Source organism: Metabacillus bambusae, assembly GCF_017497975.1.
Lineage (GTDB): Bacteria > Bacillota > Bacilli > Bacillales > Bacillaceae > Metabacillus > Metabacillus bambusae.
Genome location: NZ_JAGDEL010000036.1, coordinates 1 through 19,157 on the forward strand (window position 1 = coordinate 1; position 19,157 = coordinate 19,157).

Annotated in this window: 28 protein-coding genes; all 28 read right to left on the minus strand. The window is 38.8% G+C overall.

Translation table 11 applies throughout. The features are described from left to right. Positions 1-916: preprotein translocase subunit SecY (gene secY, locus I7822_RS27400; RefSeq protein ID WP_207982219.1), on the minus strand; the 916-nt coding region annotated here is incomplete at its 3' end. Beyond that, positions 916-1,356 (minus strand): 50S ribosomal protein L15, encoded by a 441-nt coding sequence (gene rplO, locus I7822_RS27405; RefSeq protein ID WP_207982220.1) that lies wholly within the window; start codon positions 1,354-1,356, stop codon positions 916-918. The genes rplO and secY, both read right to left, overlap by 1 nt. A gap of 31 nt (positions 1,357-1,387) precedes the next feature. Beyond that, on the minus strand, positions 1,388-1,570 hold the full coding sequence (rpmD, locus tag I7822_RS27410; RefSeq protein WP_207982221.1) for a 50S ribosomal protein L30: 183 nt from the start codon (positions 1,568-1,570) through the stop codon (positions 1,388-1,390). Between the two features lie 13 nt (positions 1,571-1,583). After that, entirely contained in the window at positions 1,584-2,084 is a 501-nt protein-coding gene (rpsE, locus tag I7822_RS27415) for a 30S ribosomal protein S5 (protein ID WP_066330410.1), read from the minus strand. 23 nt (positions 2,085-2,107) lie between these two features. Further along, positions 2,108-2,470, minus strand: coding sequence for a 50S ribosomal protein L18 (gene rplR, locus I7822_RS27420; protein ID WP_207982222.1), 363 nt, complete (start codon positions 2,468-2,470; stop codon positions 2,108-2,110). Between the two features lie 33 nt (positions 2,471-2,503). Next, complete coding sequence (rplF, locus tag I7822_RS27425) at positions 2,504-3,043, minus strand: 50S ribosomal protein L6 (protein WP_207982223.1); 540 nt, start codon at positions 3,041-3,043, stop codon at positions 2,504-2,506. A gap of 29 nt (positions 3,044-3,072) precedes the next feature. After that, positions 3,073-3,471: a 30S ribosomal protein S8 gene (gene rpsH / locus I7822_RS27430; protein WP_207982224.1), complete on the minus strand. Its 399-nt coding sequence runs from the start codon at positions 3,469-3,471 to the stop codon at positions 3,073-3,075. A 31-nt stretch (positions 3,472-3,502) separates the two neighbouring features. Continuing rightward, positions 3,503-3,688 carry a type Z 30S ribosomal protein S14 gene (locus tag I7822_RS27435; protein ID WP_066330414.1) on the minus strand — a complete coding sequence of 62 codons (186 nt, stop codon included), beginning with the start codon at positions 3,686-3,688 and terminating at the stop codon, positions 3,503-3,505. A gap of 24 nt (positions 3,689-3,712) precedes the next feature. Continuing rightward, complete coding sequence (rplE, locus tag I7822_RS27440) at positions 3,713-4,252, minus strand: 50S ribosomal protein L5 (RefSeq protein ID WP_066330415.1); 540 nt, start codon at positions 4,250-4,252, stop codon at positions 3,713-3,715. A 25-nt stretch (positions 4,253-4,277) separates the two neighbouring features. Next, a complete protein-coding gene (rplX, locus tag I7822_RS27445; RefSeq protein WP_066330416.1) occupies positions 4,278-4,589 on the minus strand; it encodes a 50S ribosomal protein L24 in 312 nt (103 codons plus the stop codon). Positions 4,590-4,625: 36 nt separating this feature from the next. Further along, positions 4,626-4,994, minus strand: coding sequence for a 50S ribosomal protein L14 (gene rplN, locus I7822_RS27450; RefSeq protein WP_066330417.1), 369 nt, complete (start codon positions 4,992-4,994; stop codon positions 4,626-4,628). A 39-nt stretch (positions 4,995-5,033) separates the two neighbouring features. Further along, on the minus strand, positions 5,034-5,297 hold the full coding sequence (gene rpsQ / locus I7822_RS27455) for a 30S ribosomal protein S17 (protein ID WP_207982225.1): 264 nt from the start codon (positions 5,295-5,297) through the stop codon (positions 5,034-5,036). Positions 5,298-5,317: 20 nt separating this feature from the next. Beyond that, positions 5,318-5,521, minus strand: a complete 204-nt coding sequence (rpmC, locus tag I7822_RS27460) for a 50S ribosomal protein L29 (protein ID WP_066330419.1) — start codon at positions 5,519-5,521, stop codon at positions 5,318-5,320. After that, the gene (rplP, locus tag I7822_RS27465) at positions 5,511-5,945 is read right to left on the minus strand and encodes a 50S ribosomal protein L16 (protein ID WP_003225801.1); all 435 of its coding nucleotides are present in this window, start codon (positions 5,943-5,945) and stop codon (positions 5,511-5,513) included. Before rplP ends, rpmC begins: the two co-directional genes overlap by 11 nt. A gap of 1 nt (position 5,946) precedes the next feature. Beyond that, positions 5,947-6,603, minus strand: a complete 657-nt coding sequence (gene rpsC / locus I7822_RS27470; RefSeq protein ID WP_207982226.1) for a 30S ribosomal protein S3 — start codon at positions 6,601-6,603, stop codon at positions 5,947-5,949. Between the two features lie 3 nt (positions 6,604-6,606). Beyond that, complete coding sequence (gene rplV / locus I7822_RS27475; RefSeq protein WP_066330421.1) at positions 6,607-6,951, minus strand: 50S ribosomal protein L22; 345 nt, start codon at positions 6,949-6,951, stop codon at positions 6,607-6,609. A 17-nt stretch (positions 6,952-6,968) separates the two neighbouring features. Continuing rightward, positions 6,969-7,247, minus strand: a complete 279-nt coding sequence (gene rpsS / locus I7822_RS27480) for a 30S ribosomal protein S19 (RefSeq protein WP_207982227.1) — start codon at positions 7,245-7,247, stop codon at positions 6,969-6,971. A 57-nt stretch (positions 7,248-7,304) separates the two neighbouring features. Next, positions 7,305-8,135, minus strand: a complete 831-nt coding sequence (gene rplB / locus I7822_RS27485; RefSeq protein ID WP_066330423.1) for a 50S ribosomal protein L2 — start codon at positions 8,133-8,135, stop codon at positions 7,305-7,307. A 28-nt stretch (positions 8,136-8,163) separates the two neighbouring features. Beyond that, entirely contained in the window at positions 8,164-8,451 is a 288-nt protein-coding gene (gene rplW / locus I7822_RS27490; RefSeq protein ID WP_066330424.1) for a 50S ribosomal protein L23, read from the minus strand. Continuing rightward, positions 8,451-9,074 (minus strand): 50S ribosomal protein L4, encoded by a 624-nt coding sequence (gene rplD / locus I7822_RS27495; protein ID WP_207982228.1) that lies wholly within the window; start codon positions 9,072-9,074, stop codon positions 8,451-8,453. Before rplD ends, rplW begins: the two co-directional genes overlap by 1 nt. Before the next feature lie 27 nt (positions 9,075-9,101). After that, a complete protein-coding gene (rplC, locus tag I7822_RS27500) occupies positions 9,102-9,731 on the minus strand; it encodes a 50S ribosomal protein L3 (protein WP_207982229.1) in 630 nt (209 codons plus the stop codon). A gap of 41 nt (positions 9,732-9,772) precedes the next feature. Then, positions 9,773-10,081 (minus strand): 30S ribosomal protein S10, encoded by a 309-nt coding sequence (rpsJ, locus tag I7822_RS27505; protein WP_066330427.1) that lies wholly within the window; start codon positions 10,079-10,081, stop codon positions 9,773-9,775. A 456-nt stretch (positions 10,082-10,537) separates the two neighbouring features. Next, positions 10,538-11,728, minus strand: coding sequence for an elongation factor Tu (gene tuf / locus I7822_RS27510; RefSeq protein WP_207982230.1), 1,191 nt, complete (start codon positions 11,726-11,728; stop codon positions 10,538-10,540). 113 nt (positions 11,729-11,841) lie between these two features. Further along, entirely contained in the window at positions 11,842-13,920 is a 2,079-nt protein-coding gene (fusA, locus tag I7822_RS27515) for an elongation factor G (RefSeq protein ID WP_207982231.1), read from the minus strand. A 52-nt stretch (positions 13,921-13,972) separates the two neighbouring features. After that, the gene (gene rpsG / locus I7822_RS27520) at positions 13,973-14,443 is read right to left on the minus strand and encodes a 30S ribosomal protein S7 (protein ID WP_066330431.1); all 471 of its coding nucleotides are present in this window, start codon (positions 14,441-14,443) and stop codon (positions 13,973-13,975) included. A 47-nt stretch (positions 14,444-14,490) separates the two neighbouring features. Beyond that, entirely contained in the window at positions 14,491-14,913 is a 423-nt protein-coding gene (gene rpsL / locus I7822_RS27525; RefSeq protein ID WP_066330432.1) for a 30S ribosomal protein S12, read from the minus strand. A 107-nt stretch (positions 14,914-15,020) separates the two neighbouring features. After that, on the minus strand, positions 15,021-15,269 hold the full coding sequence (locus I7822_RS27530; RefSeq protein WP_207982232.1) for a 50S ribosomal protein L7ae-like protein: 249 nt from the start codon (positions 15,267-15,269) through the stop codon (positions 15,021-15,023). Between the two features lie 120 nt (positions 15,270-15,389). Next, positions 15,390-18,989, minus strand: coding sequence for a DNA-directed RNA polymerase subunit beta' (gene rpoC, locus I7822_RS27535; protein WP_207982233.1), 3,600 nt, complete (start codon positions 18,987-18,989; stop codon positions 15,390-15,392). Positions 18,990-19,157: the final 168 nt, after the last annotated feature.

Here is a 19,157-nt window from a genome sequence, read left to right on the forward strand (position 1 = left end):
AATCAAATGTTTTCTGGATCCAATCAGTCACATCATTAGGGCCAAAAAATGCTGCAATCGTTGGTGGTGTAATGATGAATGACACCGCAAAGATAACAGGAATAACGCCAGCAGGATTAACTTTCAATGGAAGATGAGTCGATTGCCCTCCAGCCATATTGTTATTCCCAGAACGCTTAGCGTATTGAATTGGTATCTTACGAAGTGCTTGTTGAATGAAGATAACTCCAACCACAACTGCTAATATTGCCAATAAAAGAATGACGACTGTGACTATTCTAATAAATAGTTGGTCACCCGCATCTTCAAATTGTTGTGCATAGATTTGGTTAATTGTTGAGGGAATTCCTGCAACGATCCCAGCAAAGATGATAATGGAAATTCCATTTCCTACACCTTTAGAAGTGATCTGTTCTCCTAACCACATTAAAAATGCTGTACCAGCTGTTAATACAATCGCAATTAGCAAGTATGTTCCAATGCCAGGATTCTCAATTAATAATCCTCCTGACTGTGTATTAAAACCATAGGACATACCTAACGCCTGGATGAAACCTAATATTATCGTAAAGTATCTTGTAAATTGAGCGAGTTTACGACGCCCAACGTCACCTTGTTTTGACCACTCAGTAAATTTCGGTACAACATCCATCTGCAGGAGCTGAATGATGATCGAAGCAGTGATATATGGCATAATCCCCATCGCTAGGATTGAAAAATTATACAATGCACCGCCACCGAATGTGTTTAAGATTCCGAATACATTAAGCTCATCCTGTGCTTGAAGAACATCAGCATTGACATTTGGCACAGGAATGAACGTACCAATACGAAATACCACTAACATTAAAAGGGTGAATATGATCTTACTTCTAATATCACCCACGCGCATAAAATTGGAGATTGTTTTTAACATTAGATCACCTCAACTGAACCGCCAGCAGATTCAATAGCTTCTTTTGCAGAAGCAGAGAATTTGTTAGCTTTTACAGTAAGTTTTTTCTCTAATTGACCATTACCAAGAATTTTCACACCAGACTTTACATTGCTAACAATACCTGTTTCAAGCAATAATTCTGGAGTAACCTCAGTGCCTTCTTCAAAGCGGTTAAGCGTCTCAAGGTTTACAATAGCAAAGTCCTTGCGGTTAATGTTCGTAAAACCGCGTTTAGGTAAGCGTTGGAACAAAGGAGTTTGACCACCTTCGAATCCAGGACGAACTCCACCACCAGAACGAGCGTTTTGTCCTTTATGACCTTTACCAGCTGTTTTACCGTTACCAGAACCAATACCACGACCAACACGATTACGTGTTTTACGTGAACCTTCTGCTGGTTTCAACTCATGAAGTTTCATCGGGACACCTCCTTATTTATTTTTGTTACTATTATTGTTCTTTAACTGTAACTAAGTGAGCAACTTTATTAATCATACCGCGAATCGCAGGATTATCATCTTGTACTACAGTTTGATGTACCTTTTTTAGTCCAAGTGTTCTAACAGTAATACGTTGATCTTCAGGACGACCAATTACACTGCGAGTGAGGGTAATTTCTAACTTATTCGCCATTTTAGTTCCCTCCTTATCCTAACAGTTCTTCTACCGTTTTTCCACGTAACTTAGCAACATCTTCAGCACTCTTTAATTCACTCAATCCTGAGATTGTAGCACGAATCATATTAATTGGAGTGTTTGAACCTAAAGATTTTGAAAGAATATCTGCAACACCTGCTAATTCTAATACCGCACGAACAGGTCCTCCAGCGATAACTCCAGTACCTTCAGAAGCTGGTTTTAAAAGAATATTTCCTGCTCCAAATTGACCGATAATTTGGTGAGGAATTGTAGTACCAACCATAGGTACTTCAATTAGGTTTTTCTTTGCATCTTCAATTGCTTTACGGATCGCTTCTGGTACCTCTTGTGCTTTACCAGTACCGAAACCTACATGACCGTTTTTATCCCCAACAACAACAAGTGCTGCGAAACGGAAACGACGACCACCTTTAACAACTTTGGCTACGCGGTTAACGGTAACTACGCGTTCTTCAAGCTCTAATTTGTTTGGATCAATACGACGCATTCTTTATGTCCCTCCTTTTGCGATTAAAATTCAAGTCCAGCCGTACGTGCTGCTTCAGCTAGAGCTTTAATACGACCATGATATAAGTATCCACCGCGATCAAAAACGACAGATTTAACACCTTTTTCAATAGCACGTTTTGCTACTAATTCTCCAACTTTTTGAGCAGCTTCAAGATTGCTTTTAGAATCAAGATTAAAATCTTTATCTAAAGTAGAAGCACTTACTAAAGTAACTGAATTTGTATCATCAATAACTTGTGCATAGATGTGTTGGTTGGAACGATATACGTTTAGACGAGGACGAGTAGTTGTACCAGTTAACTTAGCACGAACACGCGCATGTCTTTTTTTACGTACAGCATTTTTATCAGCCTTAGTAATCATTTAAGTCACTCCTTTCTTATCATCTAAGCGATATTACTTCGCAGTTTTACCTTCTTTACGACGTACATGTTCGCCTTCGTAGCGAATACCTTTACCTTTATAAGGCTCTGGTGGACGAACGTCACGAATGTTAGCTGCTATTGCACCTACACGTTCTTTGTCAGTACCTTTAACAAGAACCTTAGTTTGAGTTGGTACTTCGATTTCGATACCTGATTCAGGTGTGATCTCAACAGGGTGTGAGTAACCAACGTTAAGAACTAATTTATTTCCAGATTTAGAAGCACGGTAACCGACACCGATAAGTTCTAATCCTCTTTCGAATCCTTTAGAAACACCTTCTACCATGTTACCTAGTAGACTACGTGTTGTACCGTGAAGAGCACGGTGTTCTTTAATATCAGAAGGACGACTTACAGATAAGACGTTCTCTTCGATAGTGATTTTAATATCAGAGTTGAATGTGCGAGTTAACTCACCTTTTGGTCCCTTAACTGTTACTGTATTATCATCAGCGATAGTAACTGTAACACCTGCAGGAATTTCAAGTGGTTTCTTTCCAATACGAGACATTCATTACACCTCCATTCATTTTGAGCTTATTACCAAACGTATGCTAATACTTCTCCACCAGTTTGTTTTGCACGAGCTTCTTTGTCAGACAAAACGCCTTGAGAAGTTGAAACGATCGCAATACCTAATCCGTTAAGTACACGTGGTACTTCATCAGCTTTTGCATATACACGTAAACCAGGCTTACTGATTCTTTTAAGACCAGTGATTACGCGCTCATTGTTTGAACCGTATTTCAAGAAAATACGAATGATGCCTTGTTTGTTGTCTTCTACATATTCTACATCACGAACAAAACCTTCTCGCTTAAGAATTTCAGCGATTTCCTTTTTGATTTTAGAAGCAGGGAACTCAAGCTTCTCGTGACGTACCATGTTCGCATTACGAATGCGAGTAAGCATATCTGCAATAGGATCTGTCATAACCATATCAAAATAACCTCCTTCCCGATTTACGGTTTTACCAGCTAGCTTTTTTCACGCCTGGAATTTGACCTTTATAAGCAAGTTCACGGAAACAAATACGGCAAAGCTTAAATTTGCGTAGTACTGAGTGTGGACGACCGCAACGTTCGCAGCGAGTATACTCTTGTACTTTGTGCTTTTGCGTGCGTTTTTGCTTAGCAATCATTGATTTTTTAGCCACAATTTCGCCTCCCTTTACTAGCGATTATTTTTGGAACGGCATACCGAACTGTGTTAATAGTTCGCGTGCTTCTTCATCAGTATTCGCAGTCGTTACGATAACGATATCCATACCACGAACTTTATTTACTTTATCATAATCAATCTCAGGGAAGATTAATTGCTCTTTCACACCTAATGTGTAGTTACCGCGTCCGTCAAATGATTTCTTTGATACGCCACGGAAGTCACGTACACGTGGTAATGAAACAGAAACTAACTTATCTAAGAATTGGTACATACGCTCTCCGCGTAATGTTACTTTAGCACCAATTGGCATACCTTCACGTAAACGGAAGCCAGCGATTGATTTTTTTGCTTTAGTTACAACAGGTTTTTGACCAGTGATTTGTGCTAACTCTTCAACAGCAACATCTAGTGCTTTTGAATTCGATACAGCATCACCAACACCCATGTTGATAACGATTTTTTCTAATTTCGGAGCTTGCATTACTGATTTGTAAGAAAACTTACTCATTAATGCAGGTGTAATTTCTTTTTGATACTTTTCTTTAAGGCGGTTCATGACATAGACCTCCCTTCCTTATTTACTATTTATCTAAAGTTTCACCAGATTTTTTTGCTACACGTACCTTTTTATTGTCAACCACTTTATAACCAACACGAGTCGGTTCACCTGATTTAGGATCAAGTGGCATAACATTTGATACATGGATAGGTGCCTCTTGGCTTAAGATTCCACCTTGTGGGTTAACTTGTGATGGTTTAGAGTGTTTTTTCACAACATTTATACCTTCAACAAGTACGCGATCTTTTTTAGGATAAGAAGCAAGTACTACGCCTTGTTTTCCTTTATCCTTGCCAGAGATAACCATTACTTTATCACCTTTTTTAACATGCATCCTAGTTGCACCTCCTTAGTAAGGCAATCAGATTTATTATAGAACTTCTGGAGCTAAAGAAACAATTTTCATAAAGTTATTTTCACGTAATTCACGTGCAACAGGTCCGAAAATACGTGTGCCACGTGGGCTCTTGTCATCACGGATGATAACACATGCATTTTCGTCAAATTTGATGTAAGAACCGTCTGTACGACGAGCTCCACTCTTTGTACGAACAATTACTGCTTTAACAACTTCACCTTTTTTGACAACGCCACCTGGTGTTGCTTGTTTAACCGTACAAACAATTACATCTCCAATATTAGCAGTTTTACGACCAGAACCGCCTAATACTTTAATTGTTAATACTTCACGAGCACCAGAGTTGTCAGCAACTTTTAAACGAGATTCTTGTTGGATCACTTATGTTACCTCCCTTCGGAATTAACTATCCGAACAATATTAAATGATTATAGCTTCTTCTACGATTTCTACTAGACGGAAACGTTTAGTAGCTGATAATGGACGAGTTTCCATTACTTTTACGATATCACCAATTTTTGCTTGGTTGTTTTCGTCATGTGCTTTGAATTTCTTAGAGTATTTTACACGTTTGCCGTATAGCGGGTGTGTCTTGTAAGTTTCAACAAGAACAGTAATCGTCTTATCCATTTTGTCAGAAACAACACGACCAGTATACACTTTACGTTGGTTACGTTCACTCATTCGATAAACCTCCTCTCTTATTAATGATTATTAGCTGCGATCTCTCTTTCACGGATAACAGTTTTCATACGAGCGATCGATTTACGAACTTCACGGATGCGAGCAGTATTTTCTAATTGTCCTGTCGCTAGTTGAAAGCGAAGGTTAAATAACTCTTCTTTAAGTGATTTTACTTTTTGTTCTATTTCTGCAGTGGTAAGGTCACGAATTTCATTAGCTTTCATTAGATTCACCACCAATTTCTTCACGTTTTACGAATTTCGTTTTGATCGGTAATTTGTGAGATGCTAAACGTAACGCTTCACGTGCTACCTCTTCAGAAACACCAGAAATTTCGAATAATACTTTACCAGGTTTTACAACTGCTACCCAACCTTCTGGAGCACCTTTACCTGATCCCATACGTACCTCTAGAGGTTTTGCAGTATAAGGTTTAGAAGGGAAGATTTTAATCCAAACTTTACCGCCACGTTTCATGTAACGTGTCATCGCAATACGAGCTGCTTCAATTTGACGGTTCGTGATCCAAGAAGCTTCTAAAGCTTGGATACCAAATTCACCGAAATGTACTTCAGTACCACCTTTAGCGCGACCACGCATTTTTCCACGGTGCTCTCTACGATATTTTACGCGTTTTGGCAATAACATATTATTTTCCTCCTTCCTCAGTTTTCTTCTTAGTAGGAAGAACCTCTCCACGATAGATCCAAACTTTTACGCCTAATTTACCGTAAGTTGTATCAGCTTCAGCTGTTCCGTAATCGATATCAGCACGAAGTGTGTGTAGTGGAACTGTTCCTTCGCTATAATGCTCTGCACGTGCGATATCTGCTCCACCTAAACGACCAGATACTTGTGTTTTAATACCTTGTGCACCTGCGCGCATTGCACGTTGAATTGTTTGTTTTTGAGCACGACGGAAAGAAATACGATTTTCTAATTGACGTGCGATGTTATCAGCAACTAATTTAGCATCTAAATCAGCTCTTTTGATTTCTAAAATGTTGATGTGTACACGTTTACCAGTTAATTGGTTAAGTGCTTTACGTAATGCTTCAACTTCCGTACCACCTTTACCAATTACCATACCTGGTTTAGCAGTGTGGATTGTAACATTTACACGGTTTGCAGCACGCTCGATCTCAATTTTAGAAACAGATGCATCATTAAGACGTTTGCTAATATATTCACGAATTTTAATATCTTCATGTAAAAGAGTTGAGTAGTCTTTACCAGCGAACCATTTAGACTCCCAATCACGAATAACTCCAATACGAAGACCGACTGGATTTACCTTTTGACCCACGGATTATCCCTCCTTCTTTTCTGATAAGATGATTGTGATGTGACTTGTACGTTTATTAATTGCACTCGCACGACCCATAGCACGTGGACGGAAACGTTTAAGAGTTGGACCTTCGTTTGCAAAAGCTTCAGTTACAACTAAGCTATTGATGTCCATTTCATAGTTATGTTCAGCGTTAGCCACTGCTGATTTTAATACTTTTTCTATGATTGGAGAAGCAGCCTTTGGCGTATGATTCAAAATCGCTACTGCTTCGCCTACTTGCTTACCTCGAATAAGATCCAGAACTAAACGAGCTTTACGAGGAGCAATACGAACTGTTCTTGCGACAGCTTTAGATTGTTGCATTTAAATGCCTCCTCTCATTAACGTCTTGTTTTTTTGTCATCACTTGCATGACCTTTGTACGTACGTGTAGGTGCAAACTCACCAAGTTTGTGTCCTACCATGTCCTCAGTTACATAAACAGGAACATGCTTACGTCCATCATAAACAGCAATAGTGTGACCAATGAATTGTGGGAAAATTGTAGAACGACGAGACCAAGTTTTAATAACTTGCTTCTTTTCAGTTTCATTTAATTTTTCAACTTTGCTTATTAAATGATCATCAACGAATGGTCCTTTTTTTAAGCTACGGCCCATGATTGTACCTCCCTTCGCGATCGTGCTACGGTTCGACTGAACCGTAGTTCAATCACGTTATTTTTTACGACGACGCACGATAAACTTATCTGATTTATTTTTCTTCTTACGAGTTTTAGCACCAAGAGTTGGTTTACCCCAAGGAGACATTGGTGATTTACGTCCGATAGGAGCGCGTCCTTCACCACCACCGTGTGGATGGTCATTAGGGTTCATTACAGATCCACGAACAGTTGGGCGTTTGCCTAACCAACGAGAACGACCTGCTTTACCAATGTTGATAAGTTCATGTTGTTCATTACCAACTTGACCTACAGTTGCACGACAAGTAGCAAGAATCATACGAACTTCACCAGAGTTTAAACGTACAAGTACGTATTTACCTTCTTTACCCAATACTTGAGCAGAAGTTCCTGCAGAACGAACTAATTGCCCGCCTTTACCAGGTTTTAATTCGATGTTGTGTACTACAGTACCAACAGGAATATTTTGTAATGGTAATGCATTCCCTACTTTAATGTCTGCTTCAGGACCAGACATAATTTCTAAACCTACTTTAAGGTTTTTAGGTGCAAGGATATATCTTTTTTCACCATCAACATAGTTGATTAGTGCGATGTTTGCAGAACGATTTGGATCGTATTCGATTGTAGCAACGCGTCCTGGTATACCATCTTTGTCGCGTTTAAAATCGATCACACGATATTGGCGTTTGTGTCCGCCGCCTTGGTGACGAACTGTTAATTTACCTTGGTTATTACGTCCACCTTTTCTATGAAGTGGTGCAAGTAATGACTTTTCAGGCTGGTCTGTTGTGATTTCAGCAAAATCAGATACTGTCATTCCACGTCGACCGTTTGAGGTTGGTTTATATTTTTTAATCGCCATATCGATATCCCTCCTTTTCTATTAAAATTTATACTTCAAATAATTCGATTTCATTGCTGTCTGCAGCAAGCTTAATGATTGCTTTACGACGACGATTTGTTAAGCCGCTATAACGACCAACGCGTTTGAATTTACCTTTATAGTTCATGATGTTTACTTTTTCAACTTTTACACCAAAGATAGATTCGATCGCATCTTTAACTTCAGTTTTATTAGCCTTAACATCAACTTCAAACGTATATTTTTTCTCAGCCATAAGATCTGATGAACGTTCAGTGATTACGGGGCGCTTAATAATATCACGAGGATCTTTCATTATGCAAGCACCTCCTCTACTTTTTGCACCGCAGCTTTCGTCATAATAAGCTTATCATGGTTAAGTACATCAAGTACGTTTACTCCGTTAGCTGTAACTACTGTTACGTTAGGAATATTACGTGCTGATAATGCAACATTTTCATTGTTGTCAGCTGTTACGATTAACGCTTTTCTCTCAACAGAAAGACCTTTTAGAACTGCAGCCATTTCTTTTGTTTTAGGAGCGTTTAACGCTAAGTCCTCTAATACAACAATGCTGTTATCAATTACTTTTGATGATAAAGCTGATTTGATCGCTAAACGGCGAACTTTTTTAGGTAATTTATATGAATATGAACGTGGAGTTGGTCCAAATACGACACCACCACCGCGCCATTGTGGCGAACGGATAGATCCTTGACGAGCACGACCAGTACCCTTTTGACGCCAAGGTTTACGACCTCCGCCTGCTACTTCAGAACGATTTTTTACTTTGTGAGTTCCTTGACGTAAGGAAGCTCTTTGCATAATAACCGCTTCAAATAATACGTGCTGATTAGGTTCGATACCAAATACAGAATCATTAAGTTCGATTTCTCCAACGTTTGATCCAGTTTGGTTTAATAATGCTACTTTCGGCATTATCCAATTCCTCCTTTCCTAAAGAAATTATTTAGATTTCACTGCGCCTTTTACAGTAATAAGTGCTTTTTTAGGTCCTGGAACGTTACCTTTAATAAGTAATAGATTACGTTCAACATCTACTTTTACGATTTCTAAGTTTTGAACAGTAACTCGTTCTCCACCCATACGACCTGGTAAAAGTTTGTTTTTAAATACACGGTTTGGAGCTACAGGTCCCATTGAACCTGGGCGACGATGGTAACGAGAACCGTGAGACATAGGTCCACGAGATTGTCCGTGGCGTTTAATAGAGCCTTGGAAACCTTTCCCTTTAGAAATTCCTGTTACATCTACTGTTTCACCAGCAGCAAAAATATCAACCTTGACTTCTTGACCAACTTCGTATGCATCTAAGCTAGCTTCACGAAGTTCTTTAACGAAGCGCTTAGGTGCAGTATTTGCTTTAGTAACGTGTCCTTTTTCAGGTTTGTTAGCTAACTTTTCACGTTTGTCTTCAAATCCTAACTGAACAGCTGTATAACCATCAGTTTCAGCAGATTTCTTTTGAAGAACAACGTTTGGAGTAGCTTCGATTACTGTTACAGGAATTAAATCACCGTTTTCTGCAAATACTTGCGTCATACCAATTTTTCTTCCTAAGATTCCTTTGGTCATGAGTCACACCTCCTATAAAATTTCATTATTTATTTTAATTATTAAAGTTTGATTTCAATATCAACACCAGATGGTAAATCTAAACGCATTAATGCATCAACAGTTTGTGGTGTTGGGTTGATGATATCAATTAAACGCTTATGCGTACGCATTTCGAATTGCTCACGAGAGTCCTTATATTTATGAACCGCACGTAGGATTGTGTATACTGATCTTTCAGTTGGTAACGGAATTGGACCAGATACATTTGCACCAGAACGTTTTGCAGTTTCTACAATTTTCTCAGCAGATTGATCAAGAATTCTATGATCATAAGCTTTTAAACGAATACGAATCTTTTGTTTTGCCATTATTTTCCCTCCTTTTCGCCTATTTTTAAAATAGACATTTTCTCAGCAAGAATTTTCCCTACACACGCCATGGCAAAGCGGCCGTGTGTATCGGCAACCTCCTGCTTCATCGCAGTCAAAGACCAACATTGTCTATTATACATAAAAGTCGTGATAGATGCAAGAAGAAATTAATTAAAACTTATAATCTTCTTGCGCACTTTTCCTATTATACATAGATTGTATATGAATATCAAGAAATGTTGTGTTGGTTTTATTTTCTAACGCAATGTGATACAAAAACTTATTATACATAGTTATAACTATCTGTAGTTATTGTTTCCTTTCCCATATACTTTCTACTGAACCTAGGATATAGATTAAACTAATTTTAAAGTTTAATAACAATTAAAAATGAGTATACAAAAAGGCGAGCAATATATGCTCGCCTTTCTTATTCCTTCTATAGAAGAAAGATTATTCTTGGATAGTAGCAACTACGCCAGCGCCTACTGTACGTCCACCTTCACGGATTGAGAATTTAGTACCTTCTTCAATCGCGATTGGAGCAATTAGTTCAACTGACATTTCTACGTTATCACCAGGCATAACCATTTCAATGCCTTCAGGAAGTTGGCAGATACCAGTTACATCAGTTGTACGGAAGTAGAACTGAGGACGGTAGTTAGTGAAGAATGGAGTGTGACGTCCACCTTCTTCTTTTGATAAAACGTAAACTTCTGCTTTAAACTTTGTGTGTGGAGTGATTGTACCTGGTTTAGCAAGTACTTGTCCACGTTGGATATCATCACGAGAAACCCCACGAAGAAGTGCACCGATGTTATCGCCAGCTTCTGCAAAATCAAGAAGTTTACGGAACATTTCAACACCTGTTACAGTTGTTGATTTTGGCTCTTCTGTAAAACCGATGATGTCAATAACTTCACCAACTTTAACTTGTCCACGCTCAACACGTCCTGTAGCAACTGTTCCACGACCAGTGATTGAGAATACATCCTCAACCGGCATCATGAATGGTTTGTCAGTGTCACGTTCTGGAGTTGGGATATACTCATCAACTGCAGCCATTAACTCAACGATTTTTTCTTCCCAATCAGCTTCACCCTCAAGAGCTTTAAGAGCAGAACCTTTGATTACAGGAACATCGTCACCAGGGAAATCGTACTCAGAAAGTAAGTCACGTACTTCCATTTCAACTAGTTCAAGTAATTCTTCGTCATCAACCATGTCACATTTGTTTAAGAATACAACAAGGTAAGGAACACCTACTTGACGAGATAATAGGATATGCTCACGAGTTTGTGGCATTGGACCGTCAGCAGCAGATACTACTAAGATTCCGCCATCCATTTGAGCAGCACCAGTGATCATGTTTTTAACATAGTCAGCATGTCCTGGGCAGTCAACGTGTGCATAGTGACGATTTTCAGTTTCATACTCAACGTGTGCAGTTGAGATTGTGATTCCACGCTCTCTCTCTTCAGGAGCAGCATCGATCATGTCATATGCCATAGCAGCACCTTTACCACTGCGTTTTGCAAGTACAGTAGTGATTGCAGCTGTTAATGTTGTTTTACCATGGTCAACGTGTCCGATTGTACCAATATTAGCATGTGTTTTGGATCGGTCGAATTTTTCTTTAGCCATTCTAAAAATCCTCCTTAGAGTTTAATTATTTTAGGATATATGTAACAGAAAGTGATCACATCACTCTCTGTTCTCACATAAGTAGTTATACTTCATCAAAGGGGTAAAATCAATTACTCACCTTTATTTTTTTTAATTATTTCTTCTGAAACAGATTTTGGAACTTCTTCATAGTGATCAAAGTGCATTGTAAATACGCCGCGACCTTGTGTACTAGAACGTAATGCAGTAGCATATCCAAACATTTCAGAAAGTGGAATCATTGCACGTACAACCTGTGCATTACCACGAGCTTCCATACCTTCAACACGTCCACGACGAGCTGTGACTTGACCCATGATATCACCCATGTATTCTTCTGGTACTACTACCTCAACCCTCATAACAGGTTCAAGGATAACTGGGCTACATTTAGAAACAGCATTTTTAAGTGCTAAAGATGCAGCAATTTTAAACGCCATTTCACTTGAGTCAACATCATGGTATGAACCATCAACTAATGCAGCTTTTACATCAACTAATGGATAACCAGCAAGTACACCGTTTTGCATTGCATCTTCAAGACCAGCTTGAACTGCAGGTACATATTCACGAGGTACTACACCACCAACGATTTTGTTCTCAAACTCAAAACCTTTACCTTCTTCATTAGGTTCAAACTCGATCCAAACGTGTCCAAATTGTCCACGACCACCCGATTGACGTGCAAATTTACCTTCAACCTTTGCACCTGCACGGAATGTTTCACGATATGCAACCTGAGGAGCACCAACATTAGCTTCAACTTTGAATTCACGTTTCATACGATCAACAAGAATATCTAAGTGAAGTTCACCCATACCGGCAATAATTGTTTGACCAGTTTCTTGATCAGTATGAGCTCTGAATGTTGGATCTTCTTCTTGAAGCTTTTGTAAAGCAGTTGTCATTTTATCTTGATCTGCTTTAGATTTTGGTTCAACAGAAAGTTGAATTACTGGCTCTGGGAATTCCATAGACTCAAGGATAACAAGGTTTTTGTCATCGCATAAAGTATCACCAGTAGTTGTATCTTTCAAACCTACAGCAGCTGCAATATCACCAGAGTAAACCATTGAGATTTCTTCACGGCTATTTGCATGCATTTGCAGGATACGACCTACACGCTCACGTTTACCTTTTGTTGAGTTTTGAACATATGATCCAGAACTTAACGTACCAGAGTAAACACGGAAGAATGTAAGCTTACCAACATAAGGATCTGTCATTACTTTGAAAGCTAATGCAGCGAATGGTGCTTCATCGCTAGATTCACGAGTTACTTCTTCATCTGTATCAGGAACAATACCTTTTATTGCAGGTACGTCTAATGGTGATGGAAGATAATCGATAACTGCATCTAACATTTTTTGAACACCTTTATTTTTGAAAGCAGATCCACAGATTACAGGGTAGAATTCAACATTAACAGTACCTTGACGAATAGCAGCTTTTAGCTCTTCGTTAGTGATTTCCTCACCACCAAGGTATTTCTCCATTAATTCTTCATCTAGTTCTGCTACTGCTTCAACTAGGCTTTCACGGTATTCATTTGCTTGATCAAGGTATTCCTCAGGTATTTCCTTCTCTTGGATGTCAGTACCTAAGTCATTACCATAGAACGTCGCTTTCATTTCTACCAAGTCGATGATTCCTTCAAATTGATCCTCAGCACCAATCGGTAATTGGATTGGGTGAGCATTAGCTTGAAGACGCTCATGAATTGTTTTAACAGAATATAAGAAGTCTGCGCCGATTTTGTCCATTTTGTTAACAAAAACAACACGAGGTACTCCATAAGTTGTAGCTTGACGCCAAACTGTTTCTGTTTGCGGCTCAACGCCTGATTGAGCATCAAGAACGGCTACAGCACCATCAAGTACACGTAAAGAACGTTCAACTTCAACTGTGAAGTCTACGTGTCCAGGTGTATCGATGATGTTAACACGATGTCCTTTCCACTGCGCAGTTGTTGCAGCGGAAGTAATCGTGATCCCACGTTCTTGTTCTTGCTCCATCCAGTCCATTTGAGATGCACCTTCATGAGTTTCACCAATCTTATGAATACGACCAGTGTAATATAGTACACGCTCAGTTGTTGTTGTTTTTCCAGCATCAATATGAGCCATGATACCAATATTACGAGTGTTAAATAAGGAGAACTCTCTTGCCATTGGGTAATTTCTCCTTCCTCATAGGAAATTTAGTATAGTTAAACTGTATTGATTACCAGCGATAGTGAGCAAATGCTTTATTTGCTTCAGCCATTTTGTGTGTATCTTCACGTTTCTTAACTGCTGCTCCAGTGTTGTTAGCAGCGTCAAGAATTTCGTTAGCTAAACGCTCTTCCATCGTTTTTTCTCCGCGAAGACGCGCATAGTTTACTAACCAACGAAGACCTAAAGTAGTACGACGATCAGGGCGTACTTCTACAGGTACTTGATAGTTAGCACCACCAACACGACGTGCTTTAACTTCAAGAACTGGCATGATGTTTTTAAGTGCTTGTTCAAACACTTCCATTGCATCTTTTCCAGAGCGTTCTTTAATTAAATCGAAAGCATTGTAAAGTACAGATTGTGCTTTACCTCTTTTTCCGTCGATCATAATTCTGTTTACTAAACGTGTAACAAGCTTTGAATTGTAAAGTGGATCTGGTAATACATCTCTTTTTGCTACAGGACCTTTACGTGGCATGTTATGTTCCTCCCTTCATGCTAATTTCATTTTATTTAAAATTTATATTATTTTTTTGCAGCTTTAGGACGTTTCGTACCGTATTTAGAACGACCTTGCATACGTCCATCAACACCAGCAGTATCAAGCGCACCACGAACGATGTGATAACGTACCCCCGGTAAATCTTTTACACGACCACCACGGATAAGAACAACACTATGTTCTTGTAAGTTGTGACCAATACCAGGAATATATGCTGTAACTTCGATTCCGTTAGTTAAACGAACACGAGCATATTTACGAAGCGCTGAGTTTGGTTTCTTCGGCGTCATCGTACCTACACGAGTACATACACCGCGTTTTTGAGGTGATGATACATTCGTTTGCTCTTTTTTGAAGCTGTTGTAACCTTTGTTTAGCGCAGGTGATTTTGATTTCTCAACTTTACTTACGCGACCTTTACGTACTAATTGGTTAATAGTAGGCATTATGGTTTTCCTCCCCTCATCAATTTAATACCACACATCCAGGTGGTTCATATTTGGGCAAAAACAAAGTTTCTGCAAAATGAATACACATATCGCAAAAACAGCTTTTACTGGATTATAGCTACAGCTGCAGCTCCAACTTCTATTCCACAAGCTTTTCCAAGCTTTTTCATAGAAGAAACTTTTGTTAAAGGAATATGCTGTTGTTCTGCTGTTTGAATAATCTTTTGGACAATTCGATGTTCAGCATCCTCAGCAATGATCATTTCTCTAACCTCATTATTTAATAGAGCTTTAACTGATTGCTTAGTACCAACAATGATTTTCTGTGCCTGAGATACTTTTTCATAAGACATAATTATATATCCTCCAAAGCAAACAGGTTGTGATTAAGCACCTTGAATATAGTAACATTGAAAGAGATGGATGTCAACACTACCCTCGAAAAACTTTTAACATCCATCTCTTCCCTTTTATTAATCTACTGAAACAGCTTCTTCCATTTGTTCAACTTTCGAAATTGGTTCAGCTTGACGATACCTCGGCATGCCTGTTCCAGCTGGCACAAGTTTACCAATAATTACATTTTCTTTAAGTCCTAATAGTTCATCACGTTTTCCTTTAATCGCTGCATCTGTAAGAACACGAGTTGTTTCTTGGAATGATGCTGCAGATAAGAAGGAATCTGTTTCAAGAGATGCTTTTGTTATACCAAGTAATACAGGTCTACCTGTTGCAGGTCGTTTACCCTCTAATAATACTTGCTTGTTGGCATCTGTAAATTGATGAACATCAAGAAGAGTACCTGGTAAAACATCAGTATCACCAGCATCCATAACTCTAACTTTACGGAGCATTTGGCGTACCATAACCTCTACGTGCTTATCTCCAATTTCTACCCCTTGCATACGGTATACTTTTTGAACTTCACGTAATAGATATTGTTGCACTGCTTGAAGATCCTTAACTTTAAGTAATTCCTTCGGATCAATAGAACCTTCTGTTAAAACTTGGCCACTCTCGATTTTATCACCTTGAGTTACCTTTAAGCGAGCATTATACGGTGCAGTGTATGAACGAGATTCAACATCACCTTGAATAACAATTTCTTGTTGTTTATCACGCACTTCATTTATTTCAGATACAACACCACTAATTTCAGAAATAATCGCTTGACCTTTTGGATTTCTTGCCTCAAATAGCTCTTGAATACGAGGTAAACCTTGAGTGATATCGTCTCCTGCTACCCCACCTGTATGGAAAGTACGCATTGTTAACTGTGTACCAGGTTCACCGATAGATTGTGCAGCGATAATTCCAACTGCTTCTCCAACCTCGACTTCACTACCTGTTGCAAGGTTTCGCCCGTAACATTTTTTACAAACACCATGTCTTGTGTTACATGTAAACGCAGAACGAATCCATACATGATCAATACCAGCATCAATAATTTCAACAGCGATATCTTCAGTGATTAACTCGTTTTCATTAACGATGATTTCACCTGTTTCAGGATGTTTTACAACCTTACGGCAATATCGACCGATTAAACGTTCATCAAGTTTTTCAATAATTTCTGTACCTTCTCTAATTGACTCCGCACGTATTCCTCGATCTGTTCCACAGTCATCATCACGAATGATTACATCCTGTGCAACGTCAACAAGTCGACGTGTTAAGTAACCAGAGTCAGCAGTTTTCAAGGCTGTATCCGCAAGACCTTTACGAGCACCATGTGTGGATATGAAGTACTCTAAAACTGTTAAACCTTCACGGAAACTAGATTTAATCGGTAATTCGATAATACGTCCAGCCGGGTTGGCCATTAGACCACGCATACCAGCAAGTTGTGTGAAGTTTGATGCATTACCACGGGCTCCAGAGTCACTCATCATAAAGATTGGGTTACGTTTATCAAGAGATGCCATCAATTTTCCTTGGATGTTATCTTTTGCCGCACTCCAAATCGATATAACACGCTCATATCGCTCGTCTTCAGTAATTAAACCTCTTCTAAATTGCTTTAATACGTTATCAACTTTATTCTGACCTTCGCCAATAATCTCTTGCTTTTCTTTTAAAACGATAATGTCAGAAACACCAACTGTAATCCCTGCTTTAGTAGAGTATCTGAATCCAAGATTCTTAAGACGATCTAGCATTTTTGAAGTTTCAGTTATATGGAACTTCTTGAAGATTTCAGCGATAATCTTTCCAAGAATACCTTTTTTAAATGGAGCTATTTCTTCTTGTGCTGCAATATGCTCCTTAACATTCACGCTTGTTTCAACAAAATACTTATCTGGTGTTTTTTCTTCAATGTTTTGTTTAGTCGGCTCATTCATATATGGGAATGATTCCGGTAAAATTTCATTGAAAATCAACTTACCAACTGTAGTAATAAGCAACATTTTGTTTTGCTTTTCTGTAAAGGATTGTTTATTTAAAGTACCAGCATTAACAGCCACACGAGTATGTAAATGTACATAACCGTTTTGATATGCAAGTAGTGCTTCATTTATATCATTGAAAATCATACCTTCACCAATTGCACCCTCACGCTCTAATGTTAAGTAATAGTTACCTAACACCATATCCTGAGAAGGAGTAACAACTGGCTTACCATCCTTAGGGTTAAGGATATTTTGAGCAGCAAGCATTAAAATACGCGCTTCAGCTTGTGCTTCAGCTGATAAAGGAACGTGAACCGCCATTTGGTCACCATCAAAGTCCGCATTATATGCAGTACATACAAGTGGATGTAGACGAATCGCACGACCTTCAACTAATGTAGGTTCAAATGCTTGAATTCCTAATCTGTGAAGAGTAGGTGCACGGTTAAGCAATACTGGATGTTCCTTAATAACAGATTCTAAAACATCCCATACCTCTGGTTGCACTCTCTCAATTTTACGCTTCGCACTTTTTATATTATGAGCTAATCCTTTTTCAACTAACTCTTTCATTACGAATGGTTTGAATAACTCAAGAGCCATTTCTTTAGGTAATCCACATTGATACATTTTCAGGTTTGGTCCAACAACGATTACCGAACGACCTGAGTAGTCAACACGTTTACCTAATAGGTTTTGACGGAAACGTCCTTGCTTCCCTTTTAGCATATGAGAAAGAGATTTTAACGGACGGTTACCAGGGCCTGTTACAGGGCGACCACGACGTCCATTATCGATAAGAGCATCAACTGCCTCTTGTAGCATACGCTTTTCGTTTTGAACAATGATACTTGGAGCACCTAAATCTAATAAACGCTTAAGACGATTATTACGGTTAATAACACGTCTGTATAAGTCATTTAAATCAGATGTTGCAAAACGACCACCGTCAAGCTGAACCATTGGACGAAGCTCAGGTGGAATAACAGGAAGAACATCAAGAATCATCCATGATGGATGATTACCAGAATTACGGAATGCTTCAAGAACTTCTAGACGCTTAATTGCACGTGTTCTACGTTGTCCTTGAGCTGTTTTTAGTTCTTCTTTTAGAGCGTCAACTTCTTTATCTAAATCAATATCAGATAAAAGTTTTTTAATAGCTTCTGCACCCATAGATGCTTGGAAAGTATTACCGTATTTTTCGCGATATGCACGGTATTCCTTCTCAGATAGTAGCTGTTTTTTCTCTAGTGGAGTATCACCTGTGTCTGTAGTTACGTATGAAGCAAAATAGATTACTTCTTCTAAAGCACGAGGAGACATGTCTAGCACTAAGCCCATACGGCTAGGAATACCCTTAAAGTACCAGATATGTGAGACAGGAGCAGCTAATTCAATATGTCCCATTCTCTCACGTCTAACCTTTGCACGTGTAACTTCAACTCCACAGCGATCACATACTACACCTTTATAACGTACTCGTTTATATTTACCACAATGGCATTCCCAGTCTTTAGTTGGCCCGAATATGCGTTCACAAAACAAACCATCTTTTTCCGGCTTCAGTGTACGATAGTTAATCGTTTCTGGTTTCTTAACCTCACCAAAAGACCAAGAGCGAATCTTGTCTGGTGATGCTAAGCCGATGCTCATATATTCAAAATTATTTACATCTAACAAGGGGCCTACCTCCCTTTTCGTCTTCAGGTTATACCCTATTTTAAAAGATTCGAAAGAATAAGTTTTAACTAAATTTTATGTCTAGCTATAGCGCTAACCCTAAAGGGTCTAGACACTCATGAATTAAGGAAATAAAAACAAGCCTTTTCATGAGCGTCTAAATTACAT

Coding starts and splice junctions, on each gene's coding strand:
- rplW (WP_066330424.1), bottom strand. CDS start 8,451: ATGAAAGATCCTCGTGATATTATTAAGCGCCCCGTAATCACTGAACGT.
- I7822_RS27530 (WP_207982232.1), bottom strand. CDS start 15,269: ATGTCTTATGAAAAAGTATCTCAGGCACAGAAAATCATTGTTGGTACT.
- rplB (WP_066330423.1), bottom strand. CDS start 8,135: ATGGCGATTAAAAAATATAAACCAACCTCAAACGGTCGACGTGGAATG.
- tuf (WP_207982230.1), bottom strand. CDS start 11,728: ATGGCTAAAGAAAAATTCGACCGATCCAAAACACATGCTAATATTGGT.
- rplR (WP_207982222.1), bottom strand. CDS start 2,470: ATGATTACTAAGGCTGATAAAAATGCTGTACGTAAAAAAAGACATGCG.
- rpsS (WP_207982227.1), bottom strand. CDS start 7,247: ATGGGCCGTAGCTTAAAAAAAGGACCATTCGTTGATGATCATTTAATA.
- rplV (WP_066330421.1), bottom strand. CDS start 6,951: ATGCAACAATCTAAAGCTGTCGCAAGAACAGTTCGTATTGCTCCTCGT.
- rpsH (WP_207982224.1), bottom strand. CDS start 3,471: ATGGTTATGACAGATCCTATTGCAGATATGCTTACTCGCATTCGTAAT.
- fusA (WP_207982231.1), bottom strand. CDS start 13,920: ATGGCAAGAGAGTTCTCCTTATTTAACACTCGTAATATTGGTATCATG.
- rpsE (WP_066330410.1), bottom strand. CDS start 2,084: ATGCGTCGTATTGATCCAAACAAATTAGAGCTTGAAGAACGCGTAGTT.
- rpsL (WP_066330432.1), bottom strand. CDS start 14,913: ATGCCTACTATTAACCAATTAGTACGTAAAGGTCGCGTAAGTAAAGTT.
- rplO (WP_207982220.1), bottom strand. CDS start 1,356: ATGAAACTTCATGAGTTGAAACCAGCAGAAGGTTCACGTAAAACACGT.
- rplE (WP_066330415.1), bottom strand. CDS start 4,252: ATGAACCGCCTTAAAGAAAAGTATCAAAAAGAAATTACACCTGCATTA.
- rplF (WP_207982223.1), bottom strand. CDS start 3,043: ATGTCTCGTATTGGAAAGAAACCACTTGAAATTCCTGCAGGTGTTACA.
- rpmC (WP_066330419.1), bottom strand. CDS start 5,521: ATGAAAGCTAATGAAATTCGTGACCTTACCACTGCAGAAATAGAACAA.
- rplP (WP_003225801.1), bottom strand. CDS start 5,945: ATGTTATTGCCAAAACGCGTAAAATATCGTAGAGAGCACCGTGGAAAA.
- rplD (WP_207982228.1), bottom strand. CDS start 9,074: ATGCCGAAAGTAGCATTATTAAACCAAACTGGATCAAACGTTGGAGAA.
- rpmD (WP_207982221.1), bottom strand. CDS start 1,570: ATGGCGAATAAGTTAGAAATTACCCTCACTCGCAGTGTAATTGGTCGT.
- rplX (WP_066330416.1), bottom strand. CDS start 4,589: ATGCATGTTAAAAAAGGTGATAAAGTAATGGTTATCTCTGGCAAGGAT.
- rplC (WP_207982229.1), bottom strand. CDS start 9,731: ATGACCAAAGGAATCTTAGGAAGAAAAATTGGTATGACGCAAGTATTT.
- rpsG (WP_066330431.1), bottom strand. CDS start 14,443: ATGCCACGTAAAGGTCCTGTAGCAAAAAGAGATGTATTACCAGATCCA.
- rpsQ (WP_207982225.1), bottom strand. CDS start 5,297: ATGAGTGAACGTAACCAACGTAAAGTGTATACTGGTCGTGTTGTTTCT.
- rpsJ (WP_066330427.1), bottom strand. CDS start 10,081: ATGGCAAAACAAAAGATTCGTATTCGTTTAAAAGCTTATGATCATAGA.